Consider the following 16,256-nt stretch of genomic DNA (forward strand, 5'->3'; position numbering starts at 1 on the left):
AGATAAAAAATGGATAACTTTACACCATTTTCGGCATTGCTAGGCGGAAGTCTGATTGGGTTGGGAACCTTGTTGCTGCTGGTCACCCTGGGGCGGATAGCTGGTATCTCAGGTATTGTCAGCCTGGCAATTTTCCAACGCGAGGGGCGAAGCTGGCGGCTGGCCTTCGTGGCAGGGTTGCTACTCGGCCCGCTACTGGTTGCGCTTGTGATAAATGATTTCAGTTTCAGTACACCGGATCTGAACAGTCGCACCCTGATTGCAGGTTTACTAGTCGGGCTTGGCACTGCCTGGGGTAGTGGTTGTACTTCCGGCCATGGTATTTGCGGGATCGGCCGCTTTTCGCCGCGTTCTATTGTCGCAACCATGATGTTTATGACTACTGGCGTAATTGTAGCCAGTTTGTTTTAACGTTTGAGGTTATTTATGCATCTTTTCTTTGCCCTGTTGTCAGGCATGTTGATCTCTGCTGGAATTGCTGTTTCCAAAATGATAGACCCACAAAAAGTCTTGAGCTTTCTGGACGTTAGCGGTAACTGGGATCCGAGCCTGGCGCTGGTAATGGCGGCAGCCCTGTTGGTTTATACTCTGGGCTACCGGTTGGTGTTGAACAAAAGCACCCCTTTATTTGACAAGAATTTCTATTTACCGACGAAACAACATCTGGACCGTTCTTTATTGGCCGGCGCTGCTATTTTTGGTGTCGGCTGGGGGTTAACTGGCTATTGTCCGGGGCCAGCCATTGCTGCTCTGCCAGCTGCCAGCACTGGCACCGCAGGTTTCGTCGCCATGATGGTGCTCGGCTGGTTTATCGCAGGCAAGATACCCATCAACAAACGTCAGCAAAAATCCTGATCTGCGGCTGATTGTTCGTCTCCTGTTAAATTCATTGCTATAGTAAACAATAAGCTAAATGCGATGAACATAACAGGCAGGTTAATCTGCCCTAACCCAGAGTTGGTTGATGTGGATACAACGCTTGAAAATATTCTGCTCCACGTTTCATTAAGCCCGGTACTGGATAGTGGTGACAGTCAGGCTGCCGAGCTGCTGTTATTGCAAGCCTGTTTAAATGGTTTAGCCATAGCCCGGGTAAGCTTGTGGTGTTTCGATGATAAACGCAACCTCATTACCTGTGAGCAACTGCTGGACAAGGATTTACCGCTAAGCACGGAAAAGGCCACCTTTCACCGTCGCGACTTACCGGCTTATTTCAGTGCACTTGACCATCAACGGGTGATCCGCGCCAGCGACGCATGCAACCACCCTGCCACAGCTGAATTCACTGAAAGCTATCTTATTCCAGCTAATATAGTGTCTATGCTGGATGTACCTATCCGCTTCGGTGGCGAAATGATCGGCATTATTTGCTGCGAACAAAAAGAAACCATAAAACATTGGACTGACGACGAAACACATTTTGTTGCAGCCCTTGCCGATCTTTACGGCAGAGCGCTGACGGCCAGTCAGAAAAAACAATATCAGCAGCAACTGGAGCAGTTAAATCAGCAACTTGAACGCCGGGTAGTTGAGCGTACGGAGCAATTGGAAAAGCACATTAGTGAACTGCAGCAAACTCAGGCGCAGCTGGTTGAATCTGAAAAAATGGCGTCATTAGGAACACTGGTTGCAGGGGTTGCCCATGAGGTTAATACTCCGCTGGGTATTGCCATTACGGCTAACTCTCACTGTGTTGAACTAACAGATAAATTACAGAAATTGCTGGAAAGTAATACGTTAAGCCGAAGCAAACTGGAAACGACCATAGCAGCACTGCGCGATAGTCATGCAGTGATAGAACGCACCCTTAACCGTTCGGCTGAACTGGTTGTTAACTTTAAAAAAACCGCGGTTGATCAATCCAGCTATGATATTCAGACAATTAACCTGGCAGATTATATCCATACTTTAGTGTCAACGCTTAAACCTTATACCAAAGCATACGATGTCAATCATATTATTCAGTGCCATCAGCCGGTCAACATTACTACTTATCCCGGTGCTATTGCCCAGGTTATTACTAATCTTGTTATTAATGCCTGTGTCCACGCCTTTGACCAAAATAAAAATGCCAATGAAGTAGAGTTTTTGATCGAACAACAGCAACAGGGAAAAGTACAATTAACCGTGCGGGATAATGGCAAAGGTATTGCCAAAGCAGAGCAGAAACGGATTTTTGAACCGTTTTATACCACCAAAAGAAGTAATGGTGGTAGTGGGCTGGGGCTGGCAATTGTCTATAACCTGGTAGCCAGTACCCTCGGAGGTGCTATAAGCGTCGATTCAACCCCAGGGGTTGGCACCAGCTTTCGGTTGACCCTACCGCCAATTTGTCCCGCAGCAGCCGGCACTAAATGATAATGCTGAACACTGCCAACATATTGCTTTATTTGAATTTGAGCTGATGTAATCTGAGCTGGTGTTATTTGAAGAAGGAATATATGGCGGAGCGGACGGGACTCGAACCCGCGACCCCCGGCGTGACAGGCCGGTATTCTAACCGACTGAACTACCGCTCCGAAGAAGCAACAAAATTGGCGGAGCGGACGGGACTCGAACCCGCGACCCCCGGCGTGACAGGCCGGTATTCTAACCGACTGAACTACCGCTCCGAAGAAGCAACAAAATTGGCGGAGCGGACGGGACTCGAACCCGCGACCCCCGGCGTGACAGGCCGGTATTCTAACCGACTGAACTACCGCTCCGCGCTAATTACACCAGACAATTTCATTTGGGTATCGTCTGGTGCGGCGGGAATGATACGGATAAGGCCATAGCCCGTCAACTTCTTTTTTGTCGCTTTTGGCTATTCCTTAATCATCCGGCAGGGAAAGATCCAGAATATCATCCAGATCGTTGTTTTTTTGTGCTTTTGTCTGCGCAGGCTCATTTTTGGTACTACCAGCAGCCGCAGCAGATGGCTTGACACTGCCAGTTGCAGCAACTGTTTTGTTCCGCCAAAACAGCAAAGCAGCCGGCTTTTTACCACTCATAATAAACCAGATGGCAAGGCTTCCTGTGATCAGAATAAACACATTAATACCAATAACCAGTGCCCATGGAAATCCCGGATCAACTTCGGGTTCAACAGGGCTTAGGTCAGCACGCATTTGTTCTGGTAACTGCTCCAGTTCGGGCGCGGCAAATGTTTGCTGATTTACCACAAAACTTAATTCCGGCATTGTTAACATAAACTCGCGACCATCCTGCCAGTTGCCAAACACCGCAGTCTCAAGAATATAACTACCAAACCCTTTATTTAGCACAACCAGGGTATTATCAGGGTTTGCCTCGGCATTCAATGCGTACTGGTCAACACTGCCATCCGGATATCGAATTCGTCCCTGGATAAGCAAACTTGCCGCATCTACACCCGGCTCCGTTAAATTAAATATTACCTGATGGCTGTCAGCTTCAGTTGCTGCCATAACAACTTCCGGGTTAATTGGTGCCGGCTTTAAAATAAGGGGCTCTTGCTCAATTTCCCGGGTATAGAGTGCTGTACGGACAATATATTTGGGGGTCCATTGCCCCGCAACAAAGTCAAGTTTGAACTCACCGGTAAAAATACCGTCGCGGGCCCGCTCATCAAAACCGCGGCCATCATCTCTGAACGTGGCTACCTGAATAATACCGCGGCCAAAATTATCAAACTCTGCATTATTTGTGCTGATGAAAATGACTTCCAGCGTTAGCACTTCCCGAAAATCACGGGCATTTACCGTTGTATCGCCATTTAATAGCCGTGCAGTGACTTTGACGGTTTCCCCTACCATCAGATTGGCTGGCAGTGGGTCAACGTCAAGTTTAATATCAGTAAGCACCATAATCCGGCTTTCTGGCAGGATCCGGCCAATAGCTTGCCACGGCCCGGCCATAGGGTTATTAATTTCTATTAAGTCGTAGGTGGCGGCATCATGCCAGCGTATCTGATTTTCTTCTGCGGTATTAAAATGCAACTTACTGCCATCGGGCCTGACCAACACCACTGAGGCGCTGCCCGGGCGACGAAACAAAAGTAATGTAATGGTTTCAACTTCGCTGTCGATCCGAAAGCGATTTTCGAAAAAGGGGATCTGATTTTTAGTAGGTAAATCGCCCAGCAGGGCAAAACCTTCGGCCTGATCGCTGGCCTGCTCAGCGGTTAACGCCTGTTCTGCAGGCTCGCTGTCCTGACGAGCCTGTACCATTGCAGGCCAGAGCATGGCTGCAATGAGCACTACACACCACCATTGACCCCTTAGGTTCGCCACAGGCAACTTCCTCCTTTTTTCTGAACCAAATCTAACCGGCTTTCATGGGCCTGAAGTTCATCGGCAGATGCCCTGATAACCTTTAATTTGTTGCTGCGGATCAAGGTTGTCTGCTCATTGTCTCCGGCTTCCCCCTGTTCCTGCTCTGCTGCCAGATTTAAACTGACCTGGCCACCTGTCATCAGCAAATAAACATCGGCCAGGATTTCAGCATCCAGTAAAGCACCGTGTAAGGTCCGATGACTGTTATTAATATCGTAACGACGGCACAATGCATCCAGATTGTTTTTCTGTCCCGGGTGCAGCTCCCGCGCTAGTTTAAGGGTATCGAGTACCGCACAATACTCATGCACCGGCGGCAATGCGGGTCGAAGTCTGGCAAATTCATGGTCGATAAAACCCACGTCGAACGCGGCATTATGAATAACCAGCTCTGCGCCCTGAATGTAGTCAAAGAAGCTTTTGGCTATATCCCGAAACTTGGGCTCATTTGCCAGACGCTCATTGGTAATGCCATGTACTGCAATCGCTTCAGCTTCAATTTCCCGTTCAGGGTTAATATAAACATGGTAGTTATTGCCGGTAAAACGTCGGTTTACCAGTTCTACACAACCAATTTCGATAATACGGTGCCCTTCCCGCGGATTAATACCGGTGGTTTCGGTATCCAGAATGATTTGTCGCTTTGCCATGATAGATTTCGCTTTTTACTGCAATTACGTTAGATTATACGCCGTTTTGGTTCGAGGAAAGGCTTTATGCAGAAAAGTGTTGCGATCTATACCGACGGCTCCTGTCTCGGTAACCCCGGGCCCGGCGGTTACGGCGCTATTTTGGTGTACAACCAGCATCGCAAAGAGCTCAGTGGCGGCTATCGTCTTACCACCAATAACCGGATGGAACTGCTGGCCGCTATTATTGCCCTGGAGAGTTTAAAATCCGCCTGCCAGGTCGATTTAACCACTGACAGTCAGTACGTGAGGCTGGGTATAATGCAATGGCTGGCAGGTTGGAAACGCAATAACTGGAAAACCAGCCAGAAGCAGCCGGTTAAAAATCAGGATTTATGGCAACGGTTAGACGCAGCTGCAGCAAGACATACTGTAAACTGGCACTGGGTGAAAGGCCATGCCGGCCACCCAGAGAATGAACGTTGTGACGTTCTGGCCCGCAGCGCAGCTGAAGCCAAGCCAACCACAGTCGACCATGCGTTTGAAGCAAATAAATAAGAAGGTGGATTTCAAAAAACGTACAAAGTTTTTATGCCACAAATTAACCGCAAGAATTGATTAGGCAACTGCGGCTGGTGCAAGGTCAGCTGCTTTAGCTACAACACTCGCTTTGGCCCATCACAGCAACTCGCTCGCGCTTACGCGCTCACTCAGACACTCTGTGATGTCCAAATCGAGGTTCTAGCCGCAGCTGCCCCTCTGGTTATGCAATTATTCACCAGATTTAACTGTACTTTCACTACTGTTGTTCGCAGACAGCATCTTTTCCAATTCAGCAATAAAATCTTTGTCATCCGGTGCGGTGCGGCTGCCAAAATGCTTAACTGTCTGCTCATCGCTACTTACCAGATACTTATTAAAATTCCAGGACGGGGTTTCACCGGTTTTGGCAATTAACGCTTTAAATACCGGGTTCGCCTCATCACCTTTTACTTTGGTAGTGGTAAACATCGGAAACTTAACGCCATAAGTCAGATAACAAACTTCTGCTGTTTTTTCAGCATCATCATATTCCTGCTTAAAACTGTCAGACGGGAAACCCAGCACCACTAAGCCTTTATCCTGATACTTCTGGTATAACGCTTCCAACCCTTCAAACTGCTTGGTAAAGCCACATTTACTGGCAGTATTGACGACCAGTACCGTTTTACCCTGATACTGTTCACACAAATCGACCGTTTCACGGGTATTTAGCTGTTGCATAGCATGGCCCAGTATTTCACCACACTGGTTAGCCAGCACAGAAGTGGACATTAACGAGCCTGCTAACGCAGCGGCACCTAACCATTTATTCATTTTCATTCTCCGAAGACATGTTGGCATATACGCTAAGCTGTTACGTAAGCTTAGCCTAAACCGATCTGTGTCACAGTAACAGCGTGCGATTAAAAACGATAAGTCAGTTTCAGGCGCAGTGTTCTGGGTTCTAATGGGTGAGAATGGCGGTCTTCGATGCCCTCTGCTGGTTCACCCGGCAGGCGCGAGGCGTAAAAGTAGTCAATGTCGTTATCATTGCTATCGAGCAGATTTAACAAATCAACGCCAAACTGCCACTGTCGCCAGGCATATTGATACCCTGCATTCAGCACCGTGGTTGCGGCAGAGCGTTGTTCATTGAAGCTATCTAACGTTCGTTTACCAAAATGCCGCAACCTTAGACTGGCTTGCCAGGGACGGTTTGCTTTATAAATTAACCCCATGCTGGCTACCAGTGGCAGTGAGCCATCCACATAATTGCCCTCACCCTCCACGTTGCCGGTAAAACGGGAACGGGTCAGGGCCAACTCAGCATCCAAACTCCAGTTGCTGCCCAGCCAGTAATAGGCAGCCAGTTCAACGCCAAAACGTTTACTGCCCCTGTTCGGCTCATTTGTACCGGCATCGCCAACGTAAAGTAGCTCAGAATCAAGCTCAAGATACCAGATTGCCAGGGAGGCATTAAAAGCAGTGTAATCAAAAAAGCGTAAGCCAAGTTCTGCACCGTCAGATTTTACCAGTAAATCGACCGGCTCTACTGCTTCCAGGGTAAGCGGATCGGCAACTGTGGTAGCGCCACGGGCATCATTTGAATGAAAACCCTGACCGGTATTAAGATACGCCTGCCAGTTTGGCGAAAACTGATAACTGATACCTGCCTTCAGCGACAGAATATCGTCAGACGCATTGCCAGAGTTGGCTGTTGTTAACGCACTGTCGACGGACGCATCCATATAGTCGTAACGCAAACCCAGATGTGCAGTCCAGTCGGCATTAAGCTGAATATCTGACTGGCTGAAAACACCCACAGAACCCTGCTCAACCATATCGCTTCGCACAGTATTTAAACGTTGCCGGGCACGAGTGTTGTAAAGCCCTACCTCACCAATATCGTCATAACGTAACTGCACACCAACAACATGCTCTATAGCAAACTGACCAACCCGGTGATGCCAGTGATGGCTTAACTGACCACCGAAAATCTGCCGTTTGTCGACTTGTTGAAACTGATCGCCATTAACCGGATCTGTCAGAAAATAGGTGAAGTTAGACCATAAATCCATCTCAGAATCAATCAGATAAGCATTCGCCTGCCAGGCATCGCTGTACCAGCTTGTCGACAAACTGTAGCGACTACTCTGGCCGCCGACGGTGGTATCAAGTGAACCCAGTCTGGCAATCTGACCGCTGGCCACAGCACGGCCAGGGATCTGATCAGCGGCGTTCCAGCTGTTATCGTATGCCATTGCCGTTACCGAAAGCTGTCCAATACCCAATGGCTGGCTGTAACGCGCCAAAGCATTTACCTTCTGAACATCTTCTTTAATGTCCGTCCAGGGGCCGTCATATTCCTGCAGCTCACCTGCCAGCAGCACGTTGCCGTTGCCCTGTTTACTGCTGCCTTTAGCCATTAACCGACGAAAATTGTCCTGGCCAACACTGAGCATTATATCTGTGGGTGTACGGTTCTGAATACTGAACCGGGCTGAACCTGCAGCGGAAAAATCACCATCGTACGCCTGATAAGCTCCTTTTTGATAAGCAATCTGACTGATCAGCTCAGGCATAATAAAACTTAAATCGGTATAGCCCTGGCCATGACCATGGCTTCGCATATTAATTGGCATGCCATCGATACTGGTGCTGAAGTCGGTGCCATGATCAAGATTAAAGCCCCTCAGAAAATACTGGTTTGCTTTACCACTACCGCTATGCTGAGTTACCACCATACCAGGAATGAACTCCAGCACTTCGCCAGTGCGAAGTAATGGGCGGTCACTTATCTCTGCGTCACCAATTACGCCTTCGGAGGCAGAACTTGCCTGGCCGAGTAAATCGGTTTGCCGGCCCTTAATCGTAATTTGCTCCATCATATGAGCCGACAGCGGATCTGCTGCAAGCCCCACCGGTAAGCAGCCTAAAACGAAGGCGCTGGCAAGCAGGCGGTATCGATAGTTGTTCATGGATTATCCTGTTACTTAAATTTTAGTTTAGCGGAAAGGTGTCTGAGTCAGCAGAGAGCACGCCATTGGCTGCCTCTCCGGGTACCTGCCATGACAACAACAGTTTATGGCTGGGTTCACTGGCAAATAATGCCCGGTAACTGACTTGCCAATCGGTGGCACTGTCACAATTCACCGTAACAGCAAGCACTAAATAATGATCACGCTGAAGTTGCTGTAACTGCCAGTTACCGGCCGGTGCTGGCTCAAGCAGACAAGGCGAACCAGCACTGCTGAAGGCCAGATGTTCATTTAAATAGGTGTTAAGCGCCGGTGCACTGTCTATCACCTGCTGCCAGGACACCTGGTGGCTGTTATCTGCGGTAATCAGCCTGGCCTGAGCCAGATCATGTAGCGCCACTTTCCACAGTAAAACCGGCTGACTGTTAACCACTTTCACATCCATGTAAGCGGTACTGAATTTATGGGCGCACACATGTAGTGATACGGTCAGGCAGGCTATAGCTGCTATCAGCTTACTGTTTTTCATTTATCCGCTTCCGTTATTTGATTTGCTTTTGCCAGTGCCCGGATGCTTTGCTCCAACAGCGCAAGGTCGTCAGGCTCTTTAGCACTTTGATAGTTCAGTTTCGCCCAATACAATGCCGCTGCGGCATCCGGTTCAATATGTAAAAAATAATGCGCCAGATCAGCGGCATGATCGCTGTCACCACGGGCTACCCGAACCGCAACCCGCTGCGTCAGCTCAGTAGCAAAAGTGAGCGCCTGAGCGTTGTCATGCGCCAAGGTTAATTGCTGCCCGGCCCTGACAAGCCTGACCAGCAAGCTGTCAGCTATGCCAAAATTCTGCTGCAAAGCTGCCAACTTATCGAACACCAGGGCGGCGTCTCCGAGCTGCAGGCTTAAATCAGCCCATTTCAGCCACAAACTGGTTGGCGCTTGCGACAAAACCGGGGATAGCCACTGCTGCGCAACCTCAATTTTGCCCAATTGTTCAGCCTGCTCAGCTAAAATACCCCTAACCCATATTTCAATGGCTAATGGCATGGTAGCCTGACGTTTAAAAAGGTTCAGCAGCGCCGGATAACTGGTTGCCCAGTTACCTTTACGCCCGGCAACTTCATAACTGCAAACGGACAATAAAAATAAATCTTGCTGCCATAACCTTGCACACGCTTGTTGCGCAGCGTCATGCTCGGCTATTGCAAGATAAATTCTTGCTGCCATCAGGCTGGCCGTGACATGTTGTGGCTCTTTTTTAAAAACCGCATCCAACGTTTTAAGCGCAGCCTGGAACTGATGCTGCTGCTGCTGAATATCGGCTATCAACAATTGATATTGAAGCAAACCGGTATATGGTTTATTCAGGCTATCAAGTAATTGCTCAGCTTCGTGGAACCAGGCATCAAATCCCGGTTTACGTGCCCCCTGTAAGTACAAAGCACTGAGTTCCAGAACCGTGTTTTGGTCAGGTTCATTAGCTAACAATGAGGTAAACTCTGCCATTTCAGCGGTTAATGGCAATGGTGCGGCTAATGCTAATTTATCAGTCGCCGCCGGCTGATACACGTTTGCCTGCACGTGCAGGCAAAGCATAAACGCAAAAAAAACAAAGTATTTTTTCATAGACTGGTTAAAAAAGGGACGTTAACCGCCCCGCTTTATTTCCTGTTATAAGCCTTGCAGCAGATCGGCATAATCAGCTTCAGACATGGCATCCATAGTAAACTCACGACCATTAACCGGTAACGGCGCAGCATCAGCTTCCTGAGCAAACGCAGAACGGCTGTAATTCAGAAATGAGACTACCGCCACCTGTATATCGATACTTACCATGCTTTCAACGAAGTTTTTACCGTCGGTAATTTGTACCCTGAAACTATCAGTACCGGTAAATTCCGCAGGCGGTGTGTAAACAAAATCACCATTACGCTGCAGTACCACTGAGCCACTGACGGCTTCTGACAACAAATTAAAACTTATCTGATCACCGTCAGGATCACTTGCAGTCAGTCTATCGGAAATAGCTACATCCGTTTCAGTGACAAAACTGGTTCCCTGAAACTGTGGCGGCGAATTTGGTTCATCATCGCTGCTACTGTTACAGGCTGATAAGCCGGTCATAACAGCTAATGTCACCGCTGTTTTCAATATTATGCTTTTCATGTCGACCTCCTTAATTAGGTGAACCTGCCAATGGGGTCAATAAATAGGGAAACTCACTGTTCAGCATAGAGGCATTTAACGGTGCACCGTCAGTGAAGGGAACATTACCTACGGGTGCGTCCTCAGGCATACAGTAACCGAGGTTGGTCGGTATGCCATTAACCGGAATGTCATGACACAGTGCACCCATTACTACCCGTAGTGCAATATCCACTACATCGTCGCCCGGACGACGACCGTTAGGGAACCCAGCCAGATCATTACCAGCGACACCAAATGGCGATTGCATAGCTGCTGGTTTGGCCGGAATTGCAGTATTTAGCCGCAACATTTCTGATGGCGTTACCGTTGCTAACTGATTAACACCTGCAACCCCCGTCAGGAATGCATTGACTAAATCCAGACGTGGAAAGTTTGACGGTGCCAAATCTTGTATGTCAGTACCTAGCGTACTATTTACCGCATCTCTGAACAGAATATTTAACAGTGCAGGCAGGCTGGGATGAGTTACGTAATCAGCAAACTGGCCATCAGCTGAAGGTTTACTGCTGTTAAATTTATCTTTATCGGCCAAACCGATTACCAGTTCATTGACCAGCGGGTTGCTCAACCGTGAAACCTGAACAAGGGCACCGCCAGCCACTTCCGGCCGTTCAAACGTCGCATTAGGATTTAAAATTCGGGCCTGAGGTAAGCTGGCTGTTGTCCAGGCGCCCACTACACCATTGCCACTACCGGTAATGCAGCTTGCAGGTACTTCAACTGCCAGAGACGTAACGTTTTTATCACGCAAGTCATCATTCGCACTGCTTTGGGTAATACCACCCGGAAAGCCGCCGCCATCGCCAGCACCCGGTGCACTATCACCTTCAACCGGTACGTAATTTACCAAATCAAAGGTTTCACCAAGGTTTACCACAAAAGGGTCTTTGCGTTGGCCAACAAAGATCCGGGCTGAGGTTTCACAGCCAGGCATCGTAACATCATAGACATACTGGTCAGCATAAGCCTGATACTCAGTGGCGCTGGTAAAGGTTTTTGTACCAACAAAGTCATAAGGCTTGGTGAAGTGCATCGCACCATCCCCCGGCATTAACATGTTGCTACTGCTGCCGCTTGTCAGCTCTACCGTATAATTTTCGATAAAATTAAGCGCAGCACTGCTGCCACTGCTGATACCGCCCACATTTTTCAGCGGTACCGCCACCATCCGTTGATTACCTTCTGGCCCAATTGGTAATTCAACACCGGCACCTTCATTGGCCAGAGAGTTTTTAAAGCGGAAGTTAAAACTCATGTTCGGCATTGCGTCGCCATCATTGTCAATATGAATGCTGTACACTGCTGATGGGTCCATCGCAAAATAATTTGGCCCGCCATACGCATCCTGCAAAGGAATATAATTGGCGATAAGCGTGACATAACCTTCACGGCCCGTTTCGTAACTGTTAAAAATATAAAAATCAGTCGCATCCACCGTTGGTGAGCGGGTAATACTGGGCGCTTCACGGTGGCTTGATGCCTGCACATCACTGACAATAATTGCCGCACTTAGGGCTGATGTAACCGCCACAAATAACATTGAACGTTGCATAACCTGGATCCTTTTTTAATTGAAGTTGCAACCCAGTAACGACTCAGCATTGTTAGTGGATGCAGCTAATTAAAAAAAACGCAAAAAAAAACCGCCGCAGCGGTTTTTTACGTTAACAGACGATATCTGAAATCAGATTGCGATAATCTCAGCAGTGAATAACACCGGCCCGGTTGGCAGGCCGGTAGGCGAGCCTCCCCGCGGCTCGAAGCTCACTGCCAGTGCGGCGATATCAATACCCAATGCTGCGGAAGGCCATTGCACTGTTGTTTCGCCTTGCTGTGGTAAAATGCCAAGTGACACAGGTGGCTGACCATCCGCCGGCAACATCCAGAGCTGATAATCATTTTCAGTGGCTGCAGTTACCGCTGCCGTCGCCTTTAATACCAGCTGCTGCTCCTGCCGTGATACCAGCCACAGCGCTTTGGCTTCAGCGGTTTGAATAATCGCCACTTCAGTTTTCACCGGTGCGGTTGAGATTGGCTGCAAAAATATTACTGCCAGCATTACACAGGCTGCCGCTGCCAGACTAAACCAAAGCGGCCTGCTACTGCGACTGACCACAGGCTCCTGGGCCAGCCAGCCTAAACGGCGCTGGATGTTCTGCCATACCTCAGCTCGTGGAGAAGTAGCGGGTAACGAGGCAGCCAGTGGATTTAAATGCTGCTCCCAACGCCATACAGTGCTGCGTACCTGACTGTTGGTAGCAATTAACCGTTGAAATCGCATTCTTGCCTTGCCACGCATCCCGCCCAACACAAAGTTAACTGCCAGCGCATCCAGCCTTTGTTGTAGTAAATAGTTCATCCTTCAAGGCACCTCTTTAACTGGGTTAAACCACGACGGATCCAGCTTTTTACGGTGCCGAGCGGCGAGCCGGTATGCTCGGTAATTTCGTGATGGCTCAGGCCGTTTAAGTAAGCCAGCTGAATAGACTGACGCTGCTCTGGTACCAGCGCCTCCATACATTCATCTAACTTAACCTTTTCCCTGGTTAAGCCCAGTACCTCCCCCGGCTTTATCTCTGCCGTTAAATCATCAGTCACGTCAATATGTTCAGCTTTAATCCGACGCGACTTTAACAAATCAAGCGCCCGGTAGCGGGTAATGCTAATCATCCAGGTCATCACCGTACCTTTATCTGCATGGTAATCTGCCGCGTTATGCCAGATCCTGACAAAGGCATCCTGCAGCACGTCCTCGGCCCAGTCGTGCCGGCGCAGCAGGTGCAGTGATACTGAAAATAGCTTTCCTGAACAAGCCTGATATAATTTTTCAAAGGCGGAGCGATTACCATTGGCTGTAGCGTAAAGCCACTCCAACAATTGTTGTTGCGATGTTTCCATGTCAAATTCCTTGTTTTTGTTCTTTTTAAACTACGAGCGAATTTATTAAATGGATGCAGCCGCACAATTCTGCCCTTCCTTTTTTGTACGAGCCCTTTATGCTTAGCACACAATCCATTAAATGAGTAATGCATGCGTATTTGTTTTCTGATGTACCCGTGGGAAAAAGTGATGCCGGATGGTGACAGCACCATCCGGATGATCCATGAGGCAGTAAGCCGTGGCCACAGCGTAGCCATTACCCACGCTAACAATCTGACGGTGCGGGATAGTATTGCAATGGCCTTTTGTAAAGTCGTGATAAAAGGTCAGAAAATCTCCAGCAATATCGCCAGCTTTTACCAGAAAGTAGAATTTAACCAGCAAAAACTGCCATTAGCTGCCTTCGATGCCATTTTTGTCAGGCTGAATCCACCACTTGATCCGATTGTGCTGAATTTTCTCGACTCCGTGCGGGAAGATACTTTTATCATGAATGATTTAGATGGCATTCGAATCGCCAATAATAAAATGTATACCGCCTCCCTGCACGACCCGGCCAACGAGTTTATTCCGGTCACTCATGTCTCTAAAAACAAAGATTACCTGGCCCGGGTCTTGGCAGAATCCGCCAACGACAAAATGATTTTAAAACCGCTTAATGGCTATGGCGGTAAAGGCGTTATCGTCATGGAAAAATCAGCAGTGCAAAGCGCCCGCTCATTGCTGGATTTTTATATTGGTGATGGTGATAAAGGCAACTACGTTATCCTACAGGAATATGTTGAGGGGGCTGAGCTTGGTGATATTCGGATCCTGATGTTAAACGGCAAAGCCATCGGCGCGATGCGACGCATTCCACCAGCAGACGATATGCGATCCAATGTCCATGCCGGTGGCACTGTGGTAAAACATCAGCTAACAGAACAAGAAAAAAAGCTATGCGCCCATATTGGCCCGAAGCTGGCACGGGACGGCTTATTTTTTGCCGGTATTGATGTTATCAACGGTAAGCTGATTGAAGTTAATGTAATGAGCCCGGGAGGTATTGCCCGAATTAACCGACTTAACAAAGTCCGACTTCAAGAAAAGGTAATTGATTTTATTGAAAATATTGTCATAAGCAAGCAGGGCGTTTCGCCACGCAAACAAGTTTTTCAACCGTTACTGGCGGCAGCTGAATTACACATTGATCTTAAGTAAAATTTTTTTATCGTAAAATTAAAAAAAATTCACTGTCGTATCTGGCGAAATAACGGTAAATAGGCAAAAAAACGGAGGTATTGTCTATGTTGTTAGCTGTTAACCCTGAAGTAGAAGAAGACGATCTGGCGACTGACATCGAACTGCGTAAAGAGGTCAGTAAAGACAGTAAGGCAAAACAAAAGTACGAAGCACGCCGGCGAATTGATGATTTAATGGAGCAAAAACGCTTGCGTCAGTTGCTTGATGACTGGGAGCTGGATGACTAACGTCATCCGCTACAGGACCAGCGCAGTGTAACCGGTTTGAGGACACAAAAAAGGTGCCGAAGCACCTTTTCTGATTTTGTTACCATTTGCTGTTACTGGCGAGCCGGAATTATCTGCTAGTAGCGGGCTAAAAACTCAGCGCGGGTACGGCCGTCATCCTTAAAAATACCGCCAAGTGCTGTGGTCTGGGTTTTAGAATTCATATCCATCACACCCCGCGATTTTACGCAGTAATGAACGGCTTCCATGGTCACTGCTACATCATTCGTCTGCAGTAAAGTTTGCAGCGCCAGTAAAATTTGCTGGGTTAGCCGTTCCTGCACTTGTGGGCGCTGAGCAAAAAACCGGACAATACGGTTGATTTTTGACAAGCCAATGATTCTGCCCTGCGGAATGTATGCTACGGTTGCATTGCCATCAATAGTCACAAAATGGTGCTCACAGGTGCTGGTAAAGCTGATATCTTTTACCTTAACCATTTCCCGAACCTGCATTTTATTTTCTATAAGGGCAATTTTTGGAAAGTTCTTGTAGTTAAGACCGCCAAAAATTTCGTCAACGTACATTTTTGCAATGCGGTGTGGGGTTTCACTTAAACTGTCGTCGGTTAAGTCCAGACCCAGAGCACTGACAACCTCGGTCATCAGTTGCGAAATTTTCTGATACTTTTCATCTCTGGACAGGCCATTGTCCAACATTGGCGTTTCCAACCCCTGGGCTTCAAGTGCGCTGCGCACTGCAATTGCTTCATCTGACAACATAGTTTGAATCCAACTAAGGTAATGTCACACTTTTACGACAAAACAAAACCTTTAGTTTAGTAATTAATAAAACTTTATTAGCTCACTGCTTGCATTTTGGGAGCAAGGTACAGTTACTGCACTCTTGCTAACGATTCCAGTAATTCTCTTGGCTCTACTTCGGGGCCATTTAATGACTCATCCCAGTTAGTGCCAATTAATACGCCATCTTCGTACATTTCTTTTAACCAACCTTCACAAAACACGTCCAGCGGAATAGCTTCCGGCTTGTAGTCTGCCCATTCATCAGAACAATGTGCCTGTGCATCGGCTTTGTTCGACCAGAACGGCATCACATCAGTTTCTTCAAACTCGACAGACTCGACAACCAGTAAATCTTCGCCGTCGGCCAGGGTCCAGACCACACCATGGGTTTTGGCTTCTTCAACAAATTTCTGATAACTCGGATCGTGTTCAAACTCGGCCATAACATACCTGCATTTCTTCCGCTAATAATGGCTGCTATTAGAACAGA

At 48.0% G+C, this 16,256-nt stretch carries 18 protein-coding genes and 3 tRNA genes; 6 read left to right on the plus strand and 15 right to left on the minus strand.

The genetic code is table 11. The features are described 5' to 3' along the window. The first annotated feature begins 9 nt into the window (after positions 1 to 9). The 3 genes from KQY15_RS02660 (at position 10) to KQY15_RS02670 (ending at position 2,358) form a co-directional block, all read left to right on the plus strand. Positions 10 to 411: a YeeE/YedE family protein gene (locus KQY15_RS02660; protein WP_217666954.1), complete on the plus strand. Its 402-nt coding sequence runs from the start codon at positions 10 to 12 to the stop codon at positions 409 to 411. Positions 412 to 426: 15 nt separating this feature from the next. Continuing rightward, complete coding sequence (locus tag KQY15_RS02665) at positions 427 to 855, plus strand: DUF6691 family protein (RefSeq protein WP_217666956.1); 429 nt, start codon at positions 427 to 429, stop codon at positions 853 to 855. Positions 856 to 966: 111 nt separating this feature from the next. Further along, positions 967 to 2,358, plus strand: coding sequence for a sensor histidine kinase (locus KQY15_RS02670; protein ID WP_217666958.1), 1,392 nt, complete (start codon positions 967 to 969; stop codon positions 2,356 to 2,358). Positions 2,359 to 2,442: 84 nt separating this feature from the next. On the opposite strand, the gene KQY15_RS02675 is transcribed toward KQY15_RS02670, so the two are convergent. The 5 genes from KQY15_RS02675 to dnaQ all read right to left on the minus strand — a co-directional run bounded on the left by KQY15_RS02675 (position 2,443) and on the right by dnaQ (position 4,945). Further along, positions 2,443 to 2,519, minus strand: a tRNA-Asp gene (locus tag KQY15_RS02675). Between the two features lie 16 nt (positions 2,520 to 2,535). After that, positions 2,536 to 2,612, minus strand: a tRNA-Asp gene (locus tag KQY15_RS02680). Between the two features lie 16 nt (positions 2,613 to 2,628). After that, a tRNA-Asp gene (locus KQY15_RS02685) sits at positions 2,629 to 2,705 on the minus strand. A 108-nt stretch (positions 2,706 to 2,813) separates the two neighbouring features. Further along, a complete protein-coding gene (locus KQY15_RS02690) occupies positions 2,814 to 4,253 on the minus strand; it encodes a TIGR03503 family protein (RefSeq protein WP_217666960.1) in 1,440 nt (479 codons plus the stop codon). After that, positions 4,241 to 4,945, minus strand: coding sequence for a DNA polymerase III subunit epsilon (gene dnaQ / locus KQY15_RS02695; protein ID WP_217666962.1), 705 nt, complete (start codon positions 4,943 to 4,945; stop codon positions 4,241 to 4,243). Before dnaQ ends, KQY15_RS02690 begins: the two co-directional genes overlap by 13 nt. Positions 4,946 to 5,011: 66 nt before the next feature. On the opposite strand from dnaQ, the gene rnhA reads away from it, so the two are divergent. After that, the gene (gene rnhA, locus KQY15_RS02700) at positions 5,012 to 5,482 is read left to right on the plus strand and encodes a ribonuclease HI (RefSeq protein ID WP_217666964.1); all 471 of its coding nucleotides are present in this window, start codon (positions 5,012 to 5,014) and stop codon (positions 5,480 to 5,482) included. A 213-nt stretch (positions 5,483 to 5,695) separates the two neighbouring features. Here the strand turns inward: rnhA and KQY15_RS02705 are convergent, their stop codons facing one another. The 8 genes from KQY15_RS02705 to KQY15_RS02740 form a co-directional block, all read right to left on the minus strand. Further along, on the minus strand, positions 5,696 to 6,280 hold the full coding sequence (locus KQY15_RS02705; protein WP_254795392.1) for a glutathione peroxidase: 585 nt from the start codon (positions 6,278 to 6,280) through the stop codon (positions 5,696 to 5,698). Positions 6,281 to 6,369: 89 nt separating this feature from the next. After that, positions 6,370 to 8,424 carry a TonB-dependent receptor gene (locus KQY15_RS02710; protein WP_217666968.1) on the minus strand — a complete coding sequence of 685 codons (2,055 nt, stop codon included), beginning with the start codon at positions 8,422 to 8,424 and terminating at the stop codon, positions 6,370 to 6,372. Positions 8,425 to 8,446: 22 nt separating this feature from the next. After that, the gene (locus KQY15_RS02715) at positions 8,447 to 8,953 is read right to left on the minus strand and encodes a hypothetical protein (protein WP_217666970.1); all 507 of its coding nucleotides are present in this window, start codon (positions 8,951 to 8,953) and stop codon (positions 8,447 to 8,449) included. Further along, on the minus strand, positions 8,950 to 10,050 hold the full coding sequence (locus KQY15_RS02720; RefSeq protein WP_217666972.1) for a tetratricopeptide repeat protein: 1,101 nt from the start codon (positions 10,048 to 10,050) through the stop codon (positions 8,950 to 8,952). Before KQY15_RS02720 ends, KQY15_RS02715 begins: the two co-directional genes overlap by 4 nt. A 45-nt stretch (positions 10,051 to 10,095) precedes the next feature. Continuing rightward, complete coding sequence (locus KQY15_RS02725; RefSeq protein WP_217666974.1) at positions 10,096 to 10,590, minus strand: Ig-like domain-containing protein; 495 nt, start codon at positions 10,588 to 10,590, stop codon at positions 10,096 to 10,098. Between the two features lie 10 nt (positions 10,591 to 10,600). Beyond that, entirely contained in the window at positions 10,601 to 12,184 is a 1,584-nt protein-coding gene (locus KQY15_RS02730; protein WP_217666976.1) for a DUF4331 domain-containing protein, read from the minus strand. A 132-nt stretch (positions 12,185 to 12,316) separates the two neighbouring features. Further along, positions 12,317 to 12,991, minus strand: a complete 675-nt coding sequence (locus KQY15_RS02735) for an anti-sigma factor (RefSeq protein ID WP_217666978.1) — start codon at positions 12,989 to 12,991, stop codon at positions 12,317 to 12,319. Further along, positions 12,988 to 13,530, minus strand: coding sequence for a sigma-70 family RNA polymerase sigma factor (locus KQY15_RS02740; RefSeq protein ID WP_217666980.1), 543 nt, complete (start codon positions 13,528 to 13,530; stop codon positions 12,988 to 12,990). The genes KQY15_RS02735 and KQY15_RS02740 overlap by 4 nt, the downstream gene beginning before the upstream one ends. Positions 13,531 to 13,662: 132 nt before the next feature. Between KQY15_RS02740 and KQY15_RS02745 the strand changes: the two genes are divergently transcribed. Next, positions 13,663 to 14,712 carry a glutathione synthetase gene (locus tag KQY15_RS02745; RefSeq protein ID WP_217666981.1) on the plus strand — a complete coding sequence of 350 codons (1,050 nt, stop codon included), beginning with the start codon at positions 13,663 to 13,665 and terminating at the stop codon, positions 14,710 to 14,712. A gap of 86 nt (positions 14,713 to 14,798) precedes the next feature. Beyond that, complete coding sequence (locus tag KQY15_RS02750) at positions 14,799 to 14,981, plus strand: PA3496 family putative envelope integrity protein (protein ID WP_217666982.1); 183 nt, start codon at positions 14,799 to 14,801, stop codon at positions 14,979 to 14,981. A gap of 116 nt (positions 14,982 to 15,097) precedes the next feature. On the opposite strand, the gene folE is transcribed toward KQY15_RS02750, so the two are convergent. After that, on the minus strand, positions 15,098 to 15,742 hold the full coding sequence (folE, locus tag KQY15_RS02755; RefSeq protein WP_217666983.1) for a GTP cyclohydrolase I FolE: 645 nt from the start codon (positions 15,740 to 15,742) through the stop codon (positions 15,098 to 15,100). 113 nt (positions 15,743 to 15,855) lie between these two features. Next, entirely contained in the window at positions 15,856 to 16,209 is a 354-nt protein-coding gene (locus KQY15_RS02760) for a DUF2750 domain-containing protein (protein WP_217666984.1), read from the minus strand. Between the last annotated feature and the right edge of the window lie 47 nt (positions 16,210 to 16,256).

This window comes from Arsukibacterium indicum (assembly GCF_019100565.1).
In the GTDB taxonomy this organism is placed as follows: domain Bacteria; phylum Pseudomonadota; class Gammaproteobacteria; order Enterobacterales; family Alteromonadaceae; genus Alishewanella; species Alishewanella indicum.

Bases quoted from the DNA above. Each gene is read 5' to 3' on its own strand.
- rnhA (WP_217666964.1), top strand. From the start codon at position 5,012: ATGCAGAAAAGTGTTGCGATCTATACCGACGGCTCCTGTCTCGGTAAC.
- folE (WP_217666983.1), bottom strand. From the start codon at position 15,742: ATGTTGTCAGATGAAGCAATTGCAGTGCGCAGCGCACTTGAAGCCCAG.
- KQY15_RS02705 (WP_254795392.1), bottom strand. From the start codon at position 6,280: ATGAATAAATGGTTAGGTGCCGCTGCGTTAGCAGGCTCGTTAATGTCC.
- KQY15_RS02660 (WP_217666954.1), top strand. From the start codon at position 10: ATGGATAACTTTACACCATTTTCGGCATTGCTAGGCGGAAGTCTGATT.
- KQY15_RS02715 (WP_217666970.1), bottom strand. From the start codon at position 8,953: ATGAAAAACAGTAAGCTGATAGCAGCTATAGCCTGCCTGACCGTATCA.
- KQY15_RS02750 (WP_217666982.1), top strand. From the start codon at position 14,799: ATGTTGTTAGCTGTTAACCCTGAAGTAGAAGAAGACGATCTGGCGACT.
- dnaQ (WP_217666962.1), bottom strand. From the start codon at position 4,945: ATGGCAAAGCGACAAATCATTCTGGATACCGAAACCACCGGTATTAAT.
- KQY15_RS02720 (WP_217666972.1), bottom strand. From the start codon at position 10,050: ATGAAAAAATACTTTGTTTTTTTTGCGTTTATGCTTTGCCTGCACGTG.
- KQY15_RS02740 (WP_217666980.1), bottom strand. From the start codon at position 13,530: ATGGAAACATCGCAACAACAATTGTTGGAGTGGCTTTACGCTACAGCC.
- KQY15_RS02735 (WP_217666978.1), bottom strand. From the start codon at position 12,991: ATGAACTATTTACTACAACAAAGGCTGGATGCGCTGGCAGTTAACTTT.
- KQY15_RS02665 (WP_217666956.1), top strand. From the start codon at position 427: ATGCATCTTTTCTTTGCCCTGTTGTCAGGCATGTTGATCTCTGCTGGA.
- KQY15_RS02710 (WP_217666968.1), bottom strand. From the start codon at position 8,424: ATGAACAACTATCGATACCGCCTGCTTGCCAGCGCCTTCGTTTTAGGC.
- KQY15_RS02730 (WP_217666976.1), bottom strand. From the start codon at position 12,184: ATGCAACGTTCAATGTTATTTGTGGCGGTTACATCAGCCCTAAGTGCG.
- KQY15_RS02745 (WP_217666981.1), top strand. From the start codon at position 13,663: ATGCGTATTTGTTTTCTGATGTACCCGTGGGAAAAAGTGATGCCGGAT.
- KQY15_RS02760 (WP_217666984.1), bottom strand. From the start codon at position 16,209: ATGGCCGAGTTTGAACACGATCCGAGTTATCAGAAATTTGTTGAAGAA.
- KQY15_RS02725 (WP_217666974.1), bottom strand. From the start codon at position 10,590: ATGAAAAGCATAATATTGAAAACAGCGGTGACATTAGCTGTTATGACC.